The organism is Halomonas terrestris (assembly GCF_049166755.1).
Classification (GTDB): Bacteria; Pseudomonadota; Gammaproteobacteria; order Pseudomonadales; family Halomonadaceae; genus Halomonas.
Genome location: NZ_JBMHFZ010000003.1, coordinates 146,465 through 163,758, shown reverse-complemented (window position 1 = coordinate 163,758; position 17,294 = coordinate 146,465). Strand labels below are relative to the sequence as shown.

The window sequence follows — 17,294 nt, the reverse complement described above, 5'->3', positions numbered from 1 at the left end:
GAGTCACGTCATGAACATGACCTTCCTGCAGGAACTGTTCAACAGCATCACCCAGCGCGACGCCCTGCTGAGGCGCCGCCAGGGCGAGGTGGCCGCACCGGACCACGCCCAGCTGATCCGGGCCTGCCACGCGCTGCTGGAGAGCGACGGCGAGGCCTCCAGCATCGCCCTGGCCAGCCGGGCGCTGGCGATGTATCGCCAGCTCGGCGAGGCCGAGAAGCAGCGCTTCTTCGAAGGGCTGGAAGCGCAGTTCGCCGCCGAGCCGACCCGCATCGACGAGGCCTATGCGGCCTATCGCGAGGCCCGCGACAACCCCAGCCTCCACGCCCTGTTCGATGCCTGCGAACCGCGCCGGCAGGAGCTGTTCCGGCGGCTCAACCTGGCCAGCAACGGCACCTACGAGCTGGTGCGCATGCGCGAGGACCTGCTGGGGCTGATGCGTGAGCGATCCCGCCCCGATGCCAAGGAACTCGGCGCCATCGATGCCGACTTCGCCCACCTGTTCGGCTCCTGGTTCAACCGCGGCTTCCTGGTGCTCAAGCGCATCGACTGGAACACCCCGGCCTCGATCCTGGAGAAGATCATCCGCTACGAGGCGGTGCACGAGATCCAGGACTGGGACGACCTGCGCCGTCGCCTCGACGCCCGTGACCGTCGCTGCTTCGCCTTCTTCCACCCGGCCATCGGCGACGAGCCGCTGATCTTCGTGGAGGTGGCACTGTGCAAGGGCCTGCCGAACCGCATCCAGCCGATCCTGGCCGGCGAGGAGAGCGGGGTCGAGGAGCCGGAGGAGGCCGACAGCGCGGCCTTCTTCGGCATCAGCAACTGCCAGACCGGCCTGCGCGGCATCTCCTTCGGCAACTTCCTGATCAAGCAGGTGGTCCAGGAGCTGAAGCAGGAACTCCCGCAGCTCAGGCACTTCGTCACCCTGTCACCGGTACCCGGCTTCATGACGTGGCTCGCCGGCTGCCGCGAGGACGAGTCGCTGCCGACGGAACTGCGCCATGCCCTGGCCGGGCTCGACACCCCCGGCTGGCACCGCGATGCGAAGCTCGCCGAGCGTCTCGAGGCGGTGATCAAGCCGCTGGCCGCCCGCTACCTGGTCGACGAGAAGAACGCCAGGGGCCTGCCGCTCAACCCGGTGGCCCGCTTCCACCTGGGCAACGGCGCCGAGCTGCACCGCATCAACTGGCTCGGCGACACCTCGGACAAGGGCCTCAAGCAGGCCGCGGGCCTGATGGTCAACTACCTCTACGTGCTCGACAATATCGAGCGCAATCACGAGAACTACATTGCCAACGCCACCGTGGCCCGATCGAGCGAGGTCCGCGACCTCGCCCGCAAGGCCAGGAAGCTGGCCAAGGGAGAGACCGCCAAATGAACCACAACCTCTTCGAGACCTTCGCCGCACGCATGCGCCAGCGCGGCGGTTCGGACTTCATCACCACCCGCGAGGGGAGTGGTTACACCTACGAGCAGGCCCTCACGGCCAGTGCCCGGCTCGCCGGGGCCCTGACCGCCCTGGGCGTGACCCCGGGTGACCGCGTCGCGGTACAGGTCGACAAGAGCCCCGAGGCCATCCTGCTCTACCTGGCCTGCCTGCGCATCGGCGGGGTCTACCTGCCGCTCAACACCGGCTACACGGGCGACGAGATCCGCTACTTCCTCAGCGATGCCGAGCCGGCGCTGTTCGTCTGCCGGCCGGCCAATGTCGAGGCAGCACGCACCATCGCCGCCGAATGCGGCTGCCCGGCGGTGGAGACCCTGGGCACCGCCGCCGATGGCAGCCTGATGGCGGCTGCCGAGGGGGCCGCCCCCCGCGACGACATCGTCGAGCGGGACGACGACGACCTGGCGGCGATCCTCTACACCTCGGGGACCACCGGGCGCTCCAAGGGCGCCATGCTGACCCATCGCAACCTGGGCTCCAATGCCGGGGCGCTGGTGCAGGCCTGGCACTTCACCGAGAACGATCGGTTGATCCACGCCCTGCCGATCTTCCACACCCATGGCCTGTTCGTGGCCTGCAACGTCACCCTGATGGCCGGCTCGAGCATGCTGTTCCTGCCGAAGTTCGACGCCGACGTGATCTTCGAGGAGATGCCCCGCGGCACGGTGATGATGGGCGTGCCCACCTTCTACACCCGCCTGGTGGCCGACGAGCGCCTGACCCCGGAAGTGACCGCCAACATGCGCCTGTTCGTCTCCGGCTCGGCCCCGCTGACCGCCGAGACCCACCGGGAGTTCGAGCAGAAGACCGGGCATGCCATCCTCGAGCGCTATGGCATGACCGAGACCAACATGAACACCTCCAACCCCTACGACGGCGAGCGCCGCGCCGGCACCGTGGGCATGCCGCTGCCCGGGGTGGAGATCCGCATCACCGATCGCGAGACCCACGAGCCCGTGTCCCCGGGCGAGATCGGCATGCTCGAGGTCCGCGGCCCCAACGTCTTCATCGGCTACTGGCGCATGCCCGAGAAGACCCGCGAGGAGCTGCTCGAGGACGGCTTCTTCATCACCGGTGACCTGGCCATGGTCGACGAGCGGGGCTACGTGCACATCGTCGGTCGCGACAAGGACCTGGTGATCTCCGGCGGCTACAATGTCTATCCCAAGGAGGTCGAGCAGGTGATCGACGAGCTCGACGGGGTACTCGAATCCGCGGTGATCGGGCTCCCCCACCCCGACTTCGGCGAAGGTGTCACCGCCGTGGTGGTGCCGCAGCCGGGCGCCGACCTCGACGAGGCGCAGGTGCTCGCCTTCCTGCAGGGCAAGCTGGCGAAGTACAAGCAGCCCAAGCGGGTGTTCTTCGCCGACACCCTGCCGCGCAACACCATGGGCAAGGTGCAGAAGAACCAGTTGCGCCAGCAGTACCAGGAGACCTATCAATGACGGCGTGAGGGGAAGCCGACCCCATGACGGCGGCGCCGAGGCAGGAGCCCGGCGCTGTCGTCATGCAAGCGCGGCAGGAACACGCCGGCCCCGTCCAGGAGAGATTCCCATGGCCAGGCACATCACCTACTACTACACCCACATATCGCCCTGGAGCTTCCTGGGGCATGCCCGACTCGGCGAGTTGGCAGCCCGCCATGGTGCCAGCGTCGACCATGTGCCGATCACCCTCGGCGCGATCTTCCCGAAGACCGGCGGCCTGCCCCTGCCGAAACGCGCCCCGGAGCGGCAGGACTATCGCATGGTCGAACTCAAGCGCTGGCCGCAGCTGCTCGGCATCCCCCTCAACCGGGAACCGAAGCACTTCCCGACCGATGACCGCCCGTCGGCCCGCCTGGCACTGACGGCCAAGGCCGAGGGGCACGACATCGCCGGACTGTCGCTGGCCATGATGCGGGCCTGCTGGGCCGAGGAGCGCGACATCGCCGACCTCGCGACCCTGCGCGAGATCGCCGATGCCTGCGGGCTGGACGGCCGGGCGCTGCTCGAGCGGTCGGAGAGCGACCAGGGCCAGCGGCACCTCGACGCCGCCTGCCAGGCAGCACTCCAGGATGGCTGCTTCGGTGCCCCCTGGTATATCGTCGATGGCGAACCCTTCTGGGGCCAGGACCGGCTCGACATGCTCGAGGACGCCCTCACCCGGGAGGCCTGAGCGCCGCCGCCCCCTGCTGACGGGCCGGCCGCGCACCCGCCATGGAGACCCCGTGATGCCCCCACTCCCTTCAGCCCTGTCCGAGGTCAAGGCCCTCGCCTTCGATGTCTTCGGCACCGTGGTGGACTGGCGCAGCAGCGTGATCCGCGAGGGCGAGGCCCTCGGCGCCAGGCTCGGCCTGGAGGTGGACTGGGCCGCCTTCGCCGATGCCTGGCGCGGCGGCTATGCCCCGTCGATGGACCGGGTGCGCCGCGGCGAGCTGCCCTGGACCCGCCTCGACGACCTGCACCGCATGACCCTCGACCGCCTGCTGGACGAGTCCGGCATCACGGCCGCCCTGGGCGAGGAGGAGAAGCAGCACCTGAATCGCGCCTGGCACCGCCTGGATCCCTGGCCGGACAGCGTGGCCGGCCTGACCCGGCTGCGGGAGCGCTTCGTGCTGGCCACCCTCTCCAACGGCAACATGTCGCTGCTGGTGAACATGGCGAAGCACGCCGGCCTGCCCTGGGACTGCGTGCTCTCGGCGGAGCTTGCCGGCCACTACAAGCGCGACCCCGAGGTCTACCGCATGGCCGCGCACCTGCTCGACGAGCCACCGGAGCGGATCATGCTGGTCGCCGCCCACCAGGACGACCTCCAGGCCGCCCACCGGGAAGGATTCCGCACCGCCTTCGTCAGGCGGCCCCTGGAGCATGGCTCCGATGCCACGCCGGACCTCTCCGTGGACCCCTGCTTCGACCTCGTGGCCGACGACTTCCATGACCTCGCCGACCGGCTGGAGTGCTGAATGAGGATCGTGATTCCCGACGATTACCAGGACGCGGTGCGCAGCCTGGAGGCCTTCAGGAGGCTGGAGGGGCGGCCCACGTGGACCTGGCCGCCTGCCGCGAGCGCGGCATCACGGTGATGGCCGGCACCGGCTCGCTGGCCGAGTGAGAGAGAACGTCAGCCGCCCCGCGCCTGGGAGCTCAGGGCACTGCCCGAGGCCGGGCGCTCCACCTCGAAGAGGTCGGTGCAGCGGGCGTAGTCGTTGCCAGCCATGCGTCCGATGGGCCCGAGACCCTCGACGCTCACGTGGCGCCCGTCCCACAGGGCGTCGTCGACATGGATCGACACCACCTCGGCCAGCACCAGGTTGCCGGCCAGCGGCTGGTCGCCGAAGCGGATGATCTCGCGCAGCCGGCAACCGAAGGCCACCGGGGCACCGGCCACCCGCGGCACCGAGACGCCGGCCATGGCGACCTTCTCGAGCCCGACGTGGACGAACTCGTCCTCGCCGTGGGCCAGCCCCGCGCTGGTGGCGTTCATCTCCTTCACCAGCCCCTCGCCGCTGATATGCACCACGCACTCCGGCACCTCGCCGAGGTTGCGGATGGTGTCCTTGGGCTGCCCGTCGCCGTCGAGAATCGGCGAGAAGCCCAGCACCGGCGGATTGACGCTCACCACGTTGAAGAACGAGAAGGGCGCCAGGTTGGCGTTGCCCTGACCATCCAGGGTCGATACCCAGGCGATGGGGCGCGGGCAGATGCTCCCCGACATCAGGCGGTAGATCTTGCCGGGGCTCAGCGGGCTCTCCTCGAGCAGGTAGTCGCTCATGCTGGGGTCTCGCGTAATGGATCGGGACCGTGAGTGTCGCCCCTGCCGGGCCCGCCTGTCCAAGCGAGAGCGGCGACGCTACTCGAAGCTGGTGCAGACGGGAGCCTGCTGCGCAGGATCGTGGGCCACCTCGAGGCTGACCGGCTCGCTGACGTCCGTGAGGGCAACGCGCCACTGGTGGTCGACGTTCACCGGGTCGCAGCTGCCTTCGCTGCCGCCGCCGAAGTTGGAGTCGATCCAGTAGTGAACGTCGTAGAGCCTGCCCGCCTCCAGCGCGCCGGGGAAGGTGAAGGAGAAGGCGGGCTCCTCGTCCGACGCCACGTGGCCACCGTCGGTGGCCACGACCTCCCCGGCCGCCACGTCGTAGAGCGCCACCTGGATGGCCTGGCCACCGTGCGGCGCAACGAAGGTGCCGTCACCGGTGAAGGTGAGATCATGGTTTTCACTGGCCAGGGCGGGCGCCGCCGCCAGCAGCAGCGCGGCAGCGATCGAGCAGGATACGCCCCTGGCGAGGGGAATGCAGCGTGTCATGACATGCCTCCTTCGGGATCTCCAGTGATCGATCAGGGCCTTGTCGAGGCCTGCTTCCCAGCATAGTTCACGGCGCCGGGCCCGCGGCTTCGTCGCCGGTGCCGGGGGAAGACCGCAGGCAGTGGCTGCTGCCCCAGCAGGCGGGCGCGGTCCCCTTCGATCCGGGATGACTCTCTGACAGCAGGAACATCCCACTCCCGCAGAGACGCTCAAGCATTCGCCACGGATCGGGGTCATGCTTTCCCCGGGGCTCGATGTTCCATCGGGTCCACACAGGAGGGTGACAGACATGATCACTCACAGACTGGCCCTCGCGGCATTGCTGGGGTCGCTGCTGGTACCGGGGTTCGCCTGGGCCGAGGGGGAACCCTTCCGGCAGCATCGCATGGAGCAGACTCGCGTCGAATCCGTGGCACCCCAGGGTCGCGACCATTTCGCTCGGCTGGATACGAACGGCGATGGCAGGATCTCGGCCGAAGAAGCCGCCAGACGGAACCTGCCGGAACCCTTCTGGTTGCTGGACAGGAACCAGGACGGCTACCTGACGAGACAGGAGTTTCGGTACCGGCCGATCTGATCCATCGGCAGCAGATACAGAGGCGGGTGGTTCTGTCGCCCGCCTCTACCTTGATACGACCGCCACAGAAGATGGCGACGCCTCGTGCCGGCAGCACTATAGTTAATCCAGTGTCGGGAAGCCGACAGGCCATGCGGAGAGGCAGCATGATCGTCAAGGATCAGCCGAGCCTGCCAGGCGTCGACGCGACAAGCGATGCTCGACGGGCCACGGCACGCGTCGAGACTCGGCAGCCGGATGTCATCCTGCTGGACCGCCAGGCCTTCCAGCCCGACGAGTTCGCGAAATTGCTCGGCGATCTGGCCGACACCCCCATCGTCGTGATCCTGTCCCCCGGCGGGGACAATCAGCGTGTCCAGCAGGCCCTGCACGCCGCGGTGGTGGTGCTGTCAGGCCGCGCCGACTCGGCGCCCCCCGCCCTGGCGAACACCCCCGCCCCCCATGGCCGACTCGCCGATTGGCAGATTCGACGAATCGAGGCCCATATCGACGCACACCTGGACGAGACGATTCACGTCCGCGACCTGGCGGCCGTGTCCCGGCTCAGCCTCGGCCACTTCGCCCACGCCTTCAAGCGGACCTTCGGCATCCCGCCCCTGGCCCATGTCACCCGCCGCCGCCTGGCACGGGCCTGCGAGCAGATGCTCTCAGGCGACGAGCCGCTGTCGCGGATCGCACAGGAGTGCGGCTTCTGCGACCAGTCGCATTTCACCCGGCATTTCCACCGTGCCCTGGGCATGGCCCCGCAGCGCTGGCGGCGCCTCCATGCCCCCGGCCCGCGATAGGCCACCGGCACGCCCTTTGCTGTGTGAAGCCACGCACGCGTAGAACTGCATAACCGCCCTGGCATTTATGGCACCATGGCCACCAGACGGACCATGCGAAGGAACCGCCATGCCTCTCACCGCCCTCCAGGGCCCCGAGCTCGAACCCGGCTTCATGGTGATCCACGGCAACCGCCTGGAGGCCCTGCGCGGCCTGGCGGTGGAGTGGATGCGCCGCCACCCGCTGGGGCCGCTGGAGAACGAGACGATCCTGGTGCAGAGCAACGGCATCAGCCAGTGGCTGAAGCTCGCCCTCGCCGAGGATCGCACCCACGGCGGCGCCGGCATCGCCGCGGCGCTGGATGTCACCCTGCCGGCGCGCTTCCTGTGGCAGGCCTACCGCAGCGTGCTCTCTCAACGGGAAGGCGAGGACGCGGTGCCGCCGGTCTCCCCCTTCGACAAGCCGCGCCTGGTGTGGCGGCTGATGCGCCTGCTCCCGGCCCTGCTCGACGCCCCCGCCTTCGCCCCCCTGGCGCGCTTCCTGGAAGGCGACGACGACCTGCGCAAGCGCCACCAGCTGGCCGAGCGCCTGGCCGACCTGTTCGACCAGTACCAGGTCTATCGCGCCGACTGGCTCACCGCCTGGGCGGCGGGCGAGGACGTGCTGATCACCGCCCGGGGCGAGGCGCGCCCGCTGGCCGAGGAGCAGCGCTGGCAGGCCGAGCTGTGGCGCGCCCTGCGCGACGACATTTCACAGGCCCATGGCGACGCGGGCCTGGCCTCCAGCCGCGCGGCGGTGCACGCACGCTTCCTCGAGGCGTGCCAGCCACTGACCCCGGCAAGCCGCCCCCCCGGCCTGCCGCGCCGGGTGCTGGTGTTCGGCATCTCCTCGCTGCCCGCCCAGACCCTCGAGGCACTGGCCGCCATGGCCAGGGTCAGCCAGGTGCTGCTCTGCGTGCACAACCCCTGCCGCCACTACTGGGCGGACATCATCGAGCACAAGGACCTGCTGCGCGCCGAGCGCAAGCGCCAGCAGCGCCGCCCCGGCATGCCGGCGGACCTCGCCGAGACCGAGCTGCACCTCCACGCCCAGCCGCTGCTGGCCGCCTGGGGCAAGCAGGGCCGCGACTACCTGCGCCTGCTGGACGAGTTCGACGAGCAGCAGGCCTACCGCGGCCTCTTCGAGGGCGAGGCGCTGCGCATCGACCTCTTCGACTCCCCCCTCCACAACAACGCCGAGCCCGGCCTGCTGCGCCAGCTGCAGGACGATATCCTCGAGCTGCGCCCGCTGGCCGAGACCCGCGCCACCTGGCCCGCCGTGGACCCGGCCCGCGACCGCTCGCTGCGCTTCCAGGTCGCCCACAGCGCCCTGCGCGAGGTGGAGATCCTCCACGACCAGCTGCTCGCCGCCTTCAGCGAGGACCCGACCTTGAGGCCCCGCGACATCCTGGTGATGGTGCCCGACGTGGACCAGTACGCCGCCGCGGTGCAGGCGGTGTTCGGTCGCCTCGACGCCGACGACCCGCGCCATATCCCCTTCACCCTCTCCGACCAGGCCAGCCGCCACCGCCTGCCGCTGCTGATCGCCCTCGAATCGCTGCTGCGCCTGCCGGAGCTGCGCCTCTCGGTGAGCGACCTGCTCGACCTGCTGGAGGTGCCGGCCATCCGCGCGCGCTTCGGCATCCCCGAGGCCGGCCTGCCCATCCTGCGCCGCTGGATCGAGGGCGCCGGCATCCGCTGGGGGCTCGACGCCCGCCAGCGCCAGAGCCTCGACCTGCCGGAAGGCCTCACCGCCAACACCTGGGCCTTCGGCCTGCGCCGGCTGCTGCTCGGCTACGCGGTGGGCGACGCCGCCGACGGCCCCTGGCAGGGCGTGGAGCCCTATGACGATATCGGCGGGCTGGAGGCGGCCCTCGCCGGCCCGCTGGTCACCCTGATCGACACCCTGGAGGCCCAGTGGCGCACCCTCGCCGAGCCCTGTGACGTGGCCACCTGGGGCGAGCGGCTGCGCGGCCTGCTGGAGGCCTGCTTCCTGGCGGATTCGGACCAGGACCTGATGGCGCTGACCCGGCTCGAGCAGGCGCTGGAGGCCTGGCAGGAGAGCGCCGAGGAGGCCGGGCTGACCGAGCCCCTGCCGCTCTCGGTGGTGCGCGAGCACTGGCTCGCCCAGGTGGACGAGGCGAGCCTCTCCCAGCGCTTCCTGGCCGGGGCGGTGAACATCGCCACCCTGATGCCGATGCGCGCCATCCCCTTCCGCCACGTCTGCCTGCTGGGCATGAACGACGCCGACTACCCGCGCACCCAGCGCCCCCTGGACATCGACCTGATGGCCCAGGACTACCGCCCCGGCGACCGCTCGCGCCGCGAGGACGACCGCTACCTCTTCCTCGAGGCGCTGCTCTCGGCCCGCGACCGGCTGACCATCAGCTGGGTGGGGCGCAGCATCATCGACAACAGCGAGCAGCCCCCCTCGGTGCTGCTCGGCCAGCTGCGTGACCACCTGGCCCGCGGCTGGACGCTGGCGGGAAGGGAGGACGACACCGACGGCAAGGCGCTGCTGGCCGCGCTGACCACCGAGCACCCGCTGCAGCCCTTCAGCGTCGAGTACTTCCGCGAAGGCTCGGGACTCTGCACCTACGCCCACGAGTGGCGCGAGCTGCATCGCCCCGACGCCGAGCCCACGCCAACCGCGGAGACGCCGCTGGCGCCGTTCCGCCAGGAGAGCCCGCTGACCCTGGCCCAGCTGGGCCACTTCCTCAAGGCACCGGTGCAGGCCTTCTACAACACCCGGCTCAAGGTCTTCCTGGAAACTGATGCCATGGAGCGCCTCGACCACGAGCCCTTCCGGCTCGGCGGCCTCGACCACTGGCAGCTGCAGCACGCGCTGATCGAGGCGAGCCGCGCGGCGGTGGAGGCCGGCGAGCCCCACGAGCCCGTCATGCTCGCCACCCTGGAACGCCTCGAGCGCCAGGGGCGCCTGGCCATGGGCGGCTTCGCCGAGCGCATGCGCGACGCCCTCGTCGAGCCCATGGACACCCTGTTCGCCGACTACCGCCAGGTGCTCGACGAATGGCCCCACGCCCTGGAGGAGCCCCTCACCGTCTCGCTGGACCTTCAAGACGCGCTGGGCGAGGGCCTGGCGCTGGAGGACTGGCTGGGCGAGCTGCGCGTCAACGACGCCATGGAGCGCTGCCGGGTGCTGCTCACCACCAGCAGCCTGGTCAACAAGGGCAAGTACCACTGGAAGCACTGGCTCGGCCCCTGGGTGGCCCACCTGGCCGGCCAGCTGGAGGGCCCCATGACCACCCGGCTGCTCTCCCGCGCCGGCGGCGGCACCCTGGCCCCGCTGCCCGCCGAGGAGGCCCGCGAACGGCTGGCTGCCATCGCCGCGGCCTGGCAGCACGGCATGGCCACGCCCCTGCCCCTGGCCCGGGACACCGCCTTCGCCTGGCTGGAGAAGGGCGGCACGCCCCAGGCCATGGCCCGCTGCCTCGCCGGCCGGGCCAGCGAGGAGGACGACAAGGCCTGGAAGGCCGCCAGTACCGCCTTTTACGGCAGCGGCTTCAACAACGACCACGGCGAGCGCGGCCGCGACGCCTACCTGCTGCGCCAGTGGCCGGAGCTCGAGGCGCTGGTAAGAGCCAAGCTGTCGCCAATGGGGTCTGACCCCGCTGTCAGCGCAGAGCATCGACCTAGGCTCTCAGCAGAGACATTGGCGACCTGGGGGTCAGACCCCATTGGCTTCGCCGAGCTGGCCGAGCGGCTCTACGCCCCGCTATTACACGCGGTACGCAAGCCGAAGGAGAAGAACCCCAAGGGGAATGGCGACAAGGGCCAGGGAGGCAAGGCATGAGCACGCAGGACCAGACGCCCCCCACCCTGGACCCGATCCGCCTGCCGCTCACCGGCAGCCGGCTGATCGAGGCCAGCGCCGGCACCGGCAAGACCTTCACCATCGCCCTGCTCTACGTGCGCCTGGTGCTGGGCCCGCGCGACGACGCGGACGCCGAGAGCTTTCCCCGCGCCCTCACCCCGCCGGAGATCCTGGTGGTGACCTTCACCAACGCCGCCACCCGGGAGCTGCGCGACCGCATCCGCGCCCGACTGGTGGAGGCCGCCGAGGCGTTCCTAAGTTCCCCTTGGGGTCAGACCCCAAAGTCCACTGAGGGGTCTGACCCCCTGCTGGCCCTGCGCGACAGCTACCCTCGAGAGCGCTGGCCCGCCTGCGCCCGTCGCCTGCAGCTGGCCGCCGAGTGGATGGACGAGGCCGCGGTCTCCACCATCCACTCCTGGTGTCACCGCATGCTGCGCGAGCACGCCTTCGAGAGCGGCAGCCTCTTCTCCCTGGAGATGAACCTCGACCAGTCGGAGCTCGAGCTGGAGGTGGCCCGGGACTACTGGCGCAGCTTCTACTACGCCCTCGATGCCGAGGCCCTGGCGGTGGTCACCCGCTACTGGGAAACGCCGGATGCCCTGGCCGAGGACGTGCGCCGCCTGCAGGGCGATGCCGATCTGCTGCCCGACGCCCCGCCCCCCGCCGGGGCGCTGGCCACCATGCAGGCCGAGCGCACCCGCGTGCTCGCCGAGCTCAAGGCGCCCTGGCCCGCCTGGGTCGACGAGCTCGCCGAGCGGCTGGAGACGGCCGCCGCCGCCAAGGCCTTCGACCAGCGCAAGCTCAACAGCCGAAGCCGCGCGAGCTGGCTGGATGCGCTGCGCGACTGGGCCCGGGACCCCGAACTCGCCACCCCGGCGCTCACCGATGCCGCCTGGAAGCGCCTGACGCCCGAGGGCATCGCCGAGATCTGGAAGACGGGCGAGCCCCTGGACCACCCGGCCCTGCATGCCCTGGTCGAGCTGCCCGAGCAACTCGAGGCCCTGCCCGACGCCCATGCCGACCTGCTGGCCCACGCCGTGCGCTGGATGAGCGAGCGCCGCGAGCGCATGCAGCAGCGCCGCGCCGAGCTCGGCCCCGACGATCTGCTCGAGCGCCTCGACCGCGCCTTCGCCGGCCCCGCCGGCGAGGCCCTGGCCGAGCACGTGCGCCGCCAGTTCCCGGTGGCCCTGGTCGACGAGTTCCAGGACACCGACCCGGTGCAGTACCGGCTCTTCGACCACGTCTACCGCCTGGCCGAGGCCCCCGACCCCGACAACCCCGGCGCCGTCCTGCTGATCGGCGACCCCAAGCAGGCGATCTACGCCTTCCGCGGCGCCGATATCCACACCTACCTGCAGGCGCGCCGCGACACCGCCGGTCGGCACGTCACCCTGGGCACCAACTTCCGCTCGTCCACCGCCATGGTGGAGGCGGTCAACCGGGCGTTCCGCTTCGCCGAGGCCCACCCCGCCGGCCGCGGCGCCTTCCTGTTCCGCTCCCCCGAAGGGGACAATCCGGTGCCCTTCCTGCCGGTTCAGGCGAAGGGTCGCAAGGATTCCCTCACCCGCGACGGCGAGCCGCTGCCGGCCATGACACTCTGGCATTTGAAGAGCGGGCATTTGAAGAGCGGGCATTTGACGGGCGGGCATCTGGCGCGCGACCAGGCCGAGGAGAAGAGCGAAGGGCTCACCAAGGGTGCCTACTTCAAGGAGATGGCCGCGCGCTGCGCCACGCGGATGGCCGAGCTGCTGCGCGAGGGCCAGGCCGGCCGCACCGGCTTCGGCGCGCCGGGCGAGCCCCTCCGCTCCCTCAAGCCCTCGGATCTCGCCGTGCTGGTCAACAACGCGGGCGAGGCGAAGGCGATCCGCGGCGCCCTGCTCGAGCGCGGCATCAAGAGCGTCTACCTCTCCGACAAGGAGGGGGTCTTCGAGACCCCGGCGGCCCTGGAGCTGGAGGTGTGGCTGGCCGCCTGCGCCGAGCCCGACAGCGAGCGGCGCCTGCACGCGGCCCTGGCCATGCCCAGCATCGGGCTCTCGCTCGCCGAGCTCGACGCCCTGCAGCACGACGAGCTGGCCTGGGAGGAGCGGGTGCTGCAGTTCCGCGGCTACCACCGCCAGTGGCAGCGCCAGGGCGTGCTGCCCATGCTGCACCGGCTGCTGGCCGACTTCGCCGTGCCCACCCGGCTGCTTGCAAAGAGGGACGAATCAGCGAGCGGGATGCAGCACAAGGCGCACGGAGCACAGGAAGCGAGACATAACGAGGGGTTAGGCGAGCTTTCGAGCACCGCGCAACGCAGTGATGCGCCCGCGCAGCGATTCGTCAACGGCGAAAGGCATCTCACCGACCTGCTCCACCTCGGCGAGCTGCTCCAGGAGGCCAGCGCCGAGCTGGACGGCGAGCACGCCCTGTTGCGCCACCTGAGCGAGGCACGCACCCAGCCGCCCCAGCAGGCCGACACCCACCGACTGCGCCTGGAGAGCGACGCCGACCTGGTGCAGGTGGTCACCATCCACAAGTCCAAGGGGCTGGAGTACCCGCTGGTCTTCCTGCCCTTCATCTGCGCCTTCCGCGAGAAGAAGGCCAGCGACCTGCCGCTCACCTGGCACGACGAGGCGGGCCGGCGCCACCTCTCGCTGGAGCCCGACGAGACCGTGCTGGCCCGCGCCGACGACGAGCGCCTGGGGGAGGACCTGCGCAAGCTCTACGTGGCCCTGACCCGCGCCCGCCACGCCACCTGGCTGGGCATCGCCCCGCTCAAGGGATTCGAGCGCAGCGCCATCGGCCAGGTGCTCACCGCCGGGGCGCCACTCGCGTCACCCTCGACGGACGGCCTGCTCGATGCCCTCTTCCCCCTCGCTCGGGGCGCGGCAGAGACGGAGCTCAGGGTGGAGCCGGCACCGGAACCCAGCGACCTCGTGGTGCCCGGCGAGGCGAATGGCGAGGTCCTGCGCGAGGCGCTCACCCCGGCCCGCCGCGCCCGGGAGCACTGGTGGATCGCCAGCTACTCGGCGCTGCGGCTGGGCGGCGAGCGCATCGGCGGTGGGGAGGAAGAGCCCGCTCTTCTGGAAGAACCCCCTCTTCTGGAAGAACCCGAGACGGCTCTGGAAGCCACCGCCCGGGAGATGCGCGACGAACCCAGCGACCCGGCAGGCGTGCCGCTGCCGGTAAGCGATGCCTCGCTCCATCGGTTTCCCCGCGGCCCCGCGGCGGGCACCTTCCTGCACGGCCTGCTGGAGTGGGCCGGGCAGGAAGGCTTCGCCCGGCTGGCCGCCGAGCCCGAACGCCTGGACGACACCCTGGCCCGGCGCGCCAACCTGCGCGGCTGGCGCGAGCGCATTCCGGCGCTGCAGGCCTGGCTGCGCGGGCTGCTGGCCTGCGAGCTGCCGGTGCCGAACGCCCCCGAGGGGCCGGTTTCGCCACTGCGCCTGGATCGGTTGGAGAGCACTCACTATCAGGTGGAGCTGGAGTTCTGGTTTTCTGCCCACCGGGTCGACACCACCCGCCTGGACGCCCTCGTGAGCGCTCACACACTGGGCGGCGCCCAACGCCCGGCGCTGGAGCGCGACAGCCTCAACGGCATGCTCAAGGGCTTCATCGACCTGGTGGTGGAGCACGAGGGGCGCTTCTACGTGCTGGACTGGAAGTCCAACTACCTGGGCCGCGACGACGAGGCCTACTCCGAGGCCGCCATGGCCGAGGCGGTGCGCGAGAAGCGCTACGACCTGCAGTACTGCCTCTACCTGCTGGCCCTGCACCGCCTGCTGAAGGCGCGGCTGCACGGCTACGACATCGACCGCCACCTGGGCGGGGCGCTCTACGTCTTCCTGCGCGGCCAGCACGCCCCCTCCCGCGGCGTGCACCGCGAGCGTCCGCCCCGCGAGCTGATCGAGGCGCTGGACGCCCTGTTCCGCGCCGACGCCACCGCCCCGGAGACCCGCCATGAGTGACCACCCGCACACCGCCCCTGCCGCCACCGCCGAGGCCCTGCGGGACACCGAGGCGCTGTTCGCCCTGCTCGACCGCTGGGTGGCCCGCGGCTGGCTGCGCGCCCTGGACCGCGCCTTCGCCGCCTTCCTGGCCCGGGAGGTGCCGGACGCCCCCGCCCCGCTGCTGCTGGCCGCGGCGCTGGCCAGCCACCAGCTCGGCCGCGGCCATGTCTGCCTCGACCTGGAACGCACCCTGGCCGAGCCCGACCTGGCCCTCTCGCTGCCCCCGGAGGGCGACAGCCTCGAGGACCCGCCGCCGCTGCCCAGCGCGCTGCTGGGCGAGCTCACCCTCGCCGACTGGCAGGAAGCGCTTGCTCACCCGCTGATCGTCGGCCAGGGCCCCGGCAACACCCCGCTGGTGCTCGACGCCACCCGGCTCTACCTGCGCCGCTACTGGCACCACGAGCGCTCGATCCAGCAGCATATCGCCGCCAGGCTGGTAAGCAGGAACAAGGCGGCCTCACAGGCAGGTGAAAGCCCCTGTGGAAGTTCGGCTCCACCGGGCGATGGCGCCGACAGGCGCCCGGATAACGCCCAGGAGACCGGAACAGGCCCCTGTGGGAGCCCGGCTTCGCCGGGCGATGGCGCCGGCAGGCGCCCGGATCAGGCCATGAACCTGGAAGCCCTCTCCCGGGCCCTGGCCGCCCTCTTCCCCGCCAGCACCCCCCTGGACTGGCAGAAGGCCGCCTGCGCCCTGGCCGCCCGCTCCCCCTTCGCGGTGATCACCGGCGGCCCCGGCACCGGCAAGACCACCACCGTGGTCAAGCTGCTCGCCCTGCTGCAGACCCTGGCGCTGGGCGCGGGGCAGCGCCCGCTGCGCATCCGCCTCGCCGCCCCCACCGGCAAGGCCGCCGCGCGCCTCAACGAATCCATCGCCGGGCAGGTCAGCTCGCTCGAGCTGGATGGCCTGGCCCCACTGCTGGCTGCCTCCGAAGCAACGGAAGACAGTATCCCCCTGAGGGAGCGCACTTCAGTGCGCGAAGGCGGTGCTGAAGACCTGCGCCGTGCAATACCCACCGACGTCACCACTCTCCATAGGCTGCTGGGCTCACGCCCCGATACCCGCCACTTCCGCCACAGCGCCCGCCATCCGCTGCCCCTGGACGTGCTGGTGGTGGACGAGGCCTCCATGGTCGACGTGGAGATGATGGCCGCCCTGCTCGATGCCCTGCCGCCCCGGGCCCGCCTGGTGCTGCTGGGCGACAAGGACCAGCTCGCCTCCGTCGAGGCCGGCTCGGTGCTGGGCGACCTCTGCGCCCGCGCCGAGGGTGGCCACTACACGCCCGAGACCGCCGACTGGCTCGCCGAGGCCACCGGCCAGGCGCTGCCCACGCAGATGCTCGACGCCGCGGGTGCCCCGCTGGACCAGGCCATCGCCATGCTGCGGGTCAGCCACCGCTTCGATGCCGAGAGCGGCATCGGCCAGCTGGCCGGCGCCGTCAACCGCGATGAACCGGGCAGGGAGAAGCGCGCCGCGATCCGCGGCGTGCTTACCCACGGCTACGCCGACCTCTCCCACCTCAAGCTGGAAACGGACAAGGATCGCAGCCTCGAGCGGCTGGTGGTCTCGGGGAACGCCGCGGGCTTCCCGAATTCAGGCGAGGGGCGCGCGCTGCGCGGCCGGCCGCTGCCGCCGCCGGTGGGTTATCGCCACTACCTCGAGGTCATGAAGGCCGCCGCGCCTGAGGCTGACACCAACGGCGAGATCGATCGCGAGGCCCTCGGCGACTGGGCCCGGGCGGTGCTCGCCGCCCACGGGCAGTTCCAGCTGCTCTGCGCCCTGCGCCGCGGCCCCTGGGGCGTGGAGGGGCTGAACGAGCGCATCCGCACCGCCCTGGAAAAGGAGGCGCTGATCGACACCGGCGATGGCCGCAGGCTCTGGTACCCCGGCCGACCGGTGCTGGTGACCCGCAACGACTACGGCCTGGGGCTGATGAACGGCGATATCGGCATCACCCTGGCGCTGCCCCAGCCCTCGGGCGAGGCCGCCGGCCGCGGCCCGGCGCTGCGCGTGGCCTTCCCCGCCGGGGACGGCAGCGGCCAGATCAAGTGGGTGCTGCCCAGCCGCCTGCAGGCGGTGGAGACGGTGTTTGCGATGACGGTGCACAAGTCCCAGGGCTCGGAGTTCACCCACACCGCCCTGCTGCTCCCCGACGCCCCCAACCCGATCCTCACGCGGGAGCTGGTCTACACCGGCATCACCCGCGCCCGCCACTGGCTCACCCTGGTCGAGACCGGGCGCGGCCAGCTGCTGGACGCGGTGGAGCGGCGGGTGATGCGGGTGAGCGGGCTGGGCGCCGGATGAACGTTGGCAACCTCCCGTTTCACCGCCACCTTGAAACGCTTATATTGCATCGGG

Annotated in this window: 11 protein-coding genes; 9 read left to right on the top strand and 2 right to left on the bottom strand. The window is 71.0% G+C overall.

What is annotated here, in order from left to right; translation table 11 throughout:
* Positions 1–10 precede the first annotated feature (10 nt).
* The 4 genes from ACOMD9_RS04860 (at position 11) to ACOMD9_RS04845 (ending at position 4,394) form a co-directional block, all read left to right on the top strand.
* Positions 11–1,381, top strand: a complete 1,371-nt coding sequence (locus ACOMD9_RS04860) for a malonyl-CoA decarboxylase (protein ID WP_421412433.1) — start codon at positions 11–13, stop codon at positions 1,379–1,381.
* A complete protein-coding gene (locus ACOMD9_RS04855) occupies positions 1,378–2,895 on the top strand; it encodes a malonate--CoA ligase (protein WP_421412432.1) in 1,518 nt (505 codons plus the stop codon). Before ACOMD9_RS04860 ends, ACOMD9_RS04855 begins: the two co-directional genes overlap by 4 nt.
* A 109-nt stretch (positions 2,896–3,004) precedes the next feature.
* A complete protein-coding gene (locus ACOMD9_RS04850) occupies positions 3,005–3,607 on the top strand; it encodes a 2-hydroxychromene-2-carboxylate isomerase (RefSeq protein WP_421412430.1) in 603 nt (200 codons plus the stop codon).
* Positions 3,608–3,662: 55 nt separating this feature from the next.
* Positions 3,663–4,394, top strand: coding sequence for a haloacid dehalogenase type II (locus ACOMD9_RS04845; RefSeq protein WP_421412669.1), 732 nt, complete (start codon positions 3,663–3,665; stop codon positions 4,392–4,394).
* 158 nt (positions 4,395–4,552) lie between these two features.
* Here ACOMD9_RS04845 and ACOMD9_RS04840 read toward each other — a convergent pair whose 3' ends face one another.
* Together ACOMD9_RS04840 and ACOMD9_RS04835 are read right to left on the bottom strand one after the other, a co-directional pair.
* The gene (locus tag ACOMD9_RS04840) at positions 4,553–5,203 is read right to left on the bottom strand and encodes a flavin reductase family protein (RefSeq protein WP_421412429.1); all 651 of its coding nucleotides are present in this window, start codon (positions 5,201–5,203) and stop codon (positions 4,553–4,555) included.
* A 78-nt stretch (positions 5,204–5,281) separates the two neighbouring features.
* Positions 5,282–5,734 (bottom strand): hypothetical protein, encoded by a 453-nt coding sequence (locus ACOMD9_RS04835; RefSeq protein ID WP_421412428.1) that lies wholly within the window; start codon positions 5,732–5,734, stop codon positions 5,282–5,284.
* Between the two features lie 289 nt (positions 5,735–6,023).
* Between ACOMD9_RS04835 and ACOMD9_RS04830 the strand changes: the two genes are divergently transcribed.
* From ACOMD9_RS04830 to recD, 5 genes are all read left to right on the top strand, one after another.
* Entirely contained in the window at positions 6,024–6,311 is a 288-nt protein-coding gene (locus tag ACOMD9_RS04830) for an EF-hand domain-containing protein (protein ID WP_421412427.1), read from the top strand.
* Between the two features lie 146 nt (positions 6,312–6,457).
* Positions 6,458–7,096, top strand: coding sequence for a helix-turn-helix domain-containing protein (locus ACOMD9_RS04825; RefSeq protein ID WP_421412426.1), 639 nt, complete (start codon positions 6,458–6,460; stop codon positions 7,094–7,096).
* 109 nt (positions 7,097–7,205) lie between these two features.
* Positions 7,206–10,928 carry an exodeoxyribonuclease V subunit gamma gene (gene recC / locus ACOMD9_RS04820; protein ID WP_421412425.1) on the top strand — a complete coding sequence of 1,241 codons (3,723 nt, stop codon included), beginning with the start codon at positions 7,206–7,208 and terminating at the stop codon, positions 10,926–10,928.
* A complete protein-coding gene (locus ACOMD9_RS04815) occupies positions 10,925–14,896 on the top strand; it encodes a UvrD-helicase domain-containing protein (RefSeq protein WP_421412424.1) in 3,972 nt (1,323 codons plus the stop codon). Before recC ends, ACOMD9_RS04815 begins: the two co-directional genes overlap by 4 nt.
* A complete protein-coding gene (gene recD, locus ACOMD9_RS04810) occupies positions 14,889–17,240 on the top strand; it encodes an exodeoxyribonuclease V subunit alpha (RefSeq protein ID WP_421412423.1) in 2,352 nt (783 codons plus the stop codon). The genes ACOMD9_RS04815 and recD overlap by 8 nt, the downstream gene beginning before the upstream one ends.
* Positions 17,241–17,294: the final 54 nt, after the last annotated feature.